Origin of the sequence: Citrobacter sp. Ca225 (assembly GCF_030337175.1) — a bacterium.
GTDB classification, from domain to species: Bacteria; Pseudomonadota; Gammaproteobacteria; order Enterobacterales; family Enterobacteriaceae; genus Citrobacter_A; species Citrobacter_A amalonaticus.
This window is the reverse complement of sequence record NZ_JAOWCD010000101.1, coordinates 3,192-6,051: the sequence shown is the minus strand read 5'-3', so window position 1 is coordinate 6,051 and position 2,860 is coordinate 3,192. Positions and strand designations below refer to the sequence as shown.

3 protein-coding genes and 2 tRNA genes are annotated in these 2,860 nt (G+C 51.3%); 3 read left to right on the top strand and 2 right to left on the bottom strand.

The window, feature by feature from the left end; genetic code table 11:
* Positions 1-3: 3 nt before the first annotated feature.
* Positions 4-79: transfer RNA gene (locus tag OGW13_RS22725), tRNA-Ala, on the bottom strand.
* A gap of 221 nt (positions 80-300) precedes the next feature.
* Here OGW13_RS22725 and OGW13_RS22720 point away from each other — a divergent pair.
* Together OGW13_RS22720 and OGW13_RS22715 are read left to right on the top strand one after the other, a co-directional pair.
* Positions 301-663, top strand: coding sequence for a MerR family transcriptional regulator (locus OGW13_RS22720; protein WP_042999923.1), 363 nt, complete (start codon positions 301-303; stop codon positions 661-663).
* Between the two features lies 1 nt (position 664).
* Positions 665-1,057 (top strand): MerR family transcriptional regulator, encoded by a 393-nt coding sequence (locus OGW13_RS22715; protein ID WP_042999922.1) that lies wholly within the window; start codon positions 665-667, stop codon positions 1,055-1,057.
* Between the two features lie 53 nt (positions 1,058-1,110).
* Here the strand turns inward: OGW13_RS22715 and gltX are convergent, their stop codons facing one another.
* Positions 1,111-2,526 carry a glutamate--tRNA ligase gene (gltX, locus tag OGW13_RS22710; RefSeq protein ID WP_044258398.1) on the bottom strand — a complete coding sequence of 472 codons (1,416 nt, stop codon included), beginning with the start codon at positions 2,524-2,526 and terminating at the stop codon, positions 1,111-1,113.
* 258 nt (positions 2,527-2,784) lie between these two features.
* Here gltX and OGW13_RS22705 point away from each other — a divergent pair.
* A tRNA-Val gene (locus tag OGW13_RS22705) sits at positions 2,785-2,860 on the top strand.

Sequence of the window (2,860 nt, the reverse complement as noted above, 5' to 3'; positions counted from 1 at the left end):
TTTTGGTGGAGCTAAGCGGGATCGAACCGCTGACCTCTTGCATGCCATGCAAGCGCTCTCCCAGCTGAGCTATAGCCCCATTACGTAAAGCTTGTCGAGTTGACGGGCGGCATCATATGAATTCCCTTCGCATGTGTCAACGGCAAATTGAAAGCGCCGATACTAATCGCTGAAAAAGCAGACAAATGAAGAACAATGCGCAACAACTCGCATTCAGTAGTTAAACACGTCACGGTTTCCACTAAAATGGTGCTATAAAATGAACCACTAATTAACCACACGACTATTCAGGGAATCGTTATGTTCAAGGAACGGATGACGCCAGAAGAACTCGCGAATCTGACGGGTTACAGCCGACAGACTATTAATAAATGGGTGCGAAAAGAAGGTTGGGCGACATCACCAAAACCAGGCGTTCAGGGCGGTAAAGCGCGACTGGTGCATGTTAACGAACAGGTTCGTGAATATATCCGCAGCGCAGAACGCTCAGCGGAAGGATTGTCTGACACCTTCTCACCCCCTGGCGATGCCTCGTTGGAAGCACTCCTGATCAAGCTGGTGAAAGAGATGACGCCTGCCGAACAAAAACACTTTACCTCTTTGCTACTGCGGGAAGGGATTACCGGTTTATTACAACGCTTAGGGATCCGCGACAGCAAATAATATGAAAAGATTACGCAGCAAAATGACCACCGAAGAACTGGCAGATTGCCTCGGTGTCGCTAAGCAAACCGTGAATCGTTGGATACGTGAACAAAAATGGGAAACGGAAAAATTTCCAGGTGTTAAAGGTGGTCGGGCAAGACTCGTTCATATCGATACACGCGTGCGGGAGTTTATTTTGAACATCCCGGCGTTTCGTAACCATTCTGCATTTTATCAGGCTGAAGAGCCGCTGGCCGAGTACAATCCCGTCGTACGCAGTCATGCCTATAGGCAAATTATTGATGCCGTGGAAAATATGTCCGCTGCGGAACAGGAAAAGTTAGCGCTATTCCTTTCACGTGAAGGTATCCGTGGTTTCCTTACACGCCTGGGTCTGAACGATTCTGAGTAATGCAAAGAAAAACGGCAGAGTCTCCCCTGCCGTTTCATTAATGCGGCGATCGCTTACTGTTGCGCTTCACGCTCCGCAATAAAAGCCAGAGCTTTATTGATGCGCTCAATGCTGCGAGTTTTTCCAATCGCGTGCACCGTTACGTCTAAGCCAGGAGACTGACCCGCACCGGTTACCGCCACACGTAACGGCATACCGACTTTACCCATCCCCACTTCCAGCTCATCAGCAGTAGCCTGAATCGCGTGATGCACGTTTTCAGCCGTCCACTCGGTAATGGCTGCCAGTTTGTCACGCACCACTTCCAGCGGTTGACGCGCCACCGGACGCAGGTGTTTCTTCGCGGCATCGGCATCAAACTCGGCAAAATCTTCGTAGAAGTAACGGCAGCTCTGCGCCATCTCTTTCAGTGTTTTGCAACGCTCGCCCAGCAGTTTCACCAGTTCAGCCAACTCCGGGCCGTTACGGGTATCGATGTTTTCCTGCTCGATGTGCCACTGCAGATGCGTTGCCACATACTCCGGCGCCAGCGAGTTAATGTAGTGATGGTTCAGCCACTGCAGTTTTTCCGTGTTGAACGCACTGGCGGATTTGCTGACCGCTCCAAGGGAGAACAGCTTGATCATCTCTTCACGGGTGAAGATCTCCTGATCGCCGCTGGACCAGCCCAGACGCACCAGGTAGTTCAGCAGCGCTTCCGGCAGATAGCCGTCATCACGATACTGCATTACACTCACCGCGCCGTGACGTTTGGACAGTTTTTTACCGTCGTCGCCGTTGATCATAGAGACGTGGGCGTACACCGGCACCGGCGCGTTCAGCGCTTTCAGAATGTTGATCTGGCGCGGGGTATTGTTGATATGGTCTTCACCACGAATGACGTGGGTGATCTCCATATCCCAGTCGTCCACCACTACACAAAAGTTATAGGTCGGGGAACCGTCGGTGCGGCGGATGATCAGATCGTCCAGCTCCTGATTGCTGAATTCGATCGGGCCACGGATCTGGTCGTCAAAAATGACAGAGCCGTCCTGCGGGTTGGCAAAACGGACAACACAAGGCTCATCATCAGCGTGATGTTCATGACCATGACGGCAACGACCGTCGTAGCGCGGCTTTTCACCCTTCGCCATCTGCTCTTCACGCAGTGCGTCCAGGCGCTCTTTGGAGCAGTAGCATTTATAGGCCGTGCCCGCTTCCAGCATCTCATCAATCACTGCGTTATAACGATCGAAACGTTTAGTCTGGAAGTATGGACCTTCGTCCCATTCCAGGCTCAGCCAGTTCATACCGTCCATAATGGCTTCGATAGCTTCCGGCGTGGAACGTTCGAGATCGGTGTCTTCAATACGCAGCACAAACTCACCGCCGTGATTACGTGCAAAAAGCCAGGAATAGAGAGCAGTACGCGCACCACCGACGTGCAGATAGCCTGTCGGGCTTGGCGCGAAGCGAGTTTTGATTTTCATGAAATGGCCTTACGTTTATAAAGATGCCGACAACCGGCAAATCCGGGAAAAATGGAATGGCCGATATTCTATCACTGTGAAGTAAATCCTCAATGTTGTTACCGGGTAAACGCCGTACAGAACCCTTTTTGTTTAGAAATCATGCGCCAGAGACCGTTTCACGATCGTTTTGCTTAAAATTACGACGAACAAACAATTTCTTTAGAAAATGCGTTGACTCATTTTCAACTCTCCCTATAATGCGACTCCACACAGCGGGGGTGATTAGCTCAGCTGGGAGAGCACCTCCCTTACAAGGAGGGGGTCGGCGGTTCGATCCCGTCATCACCCACCA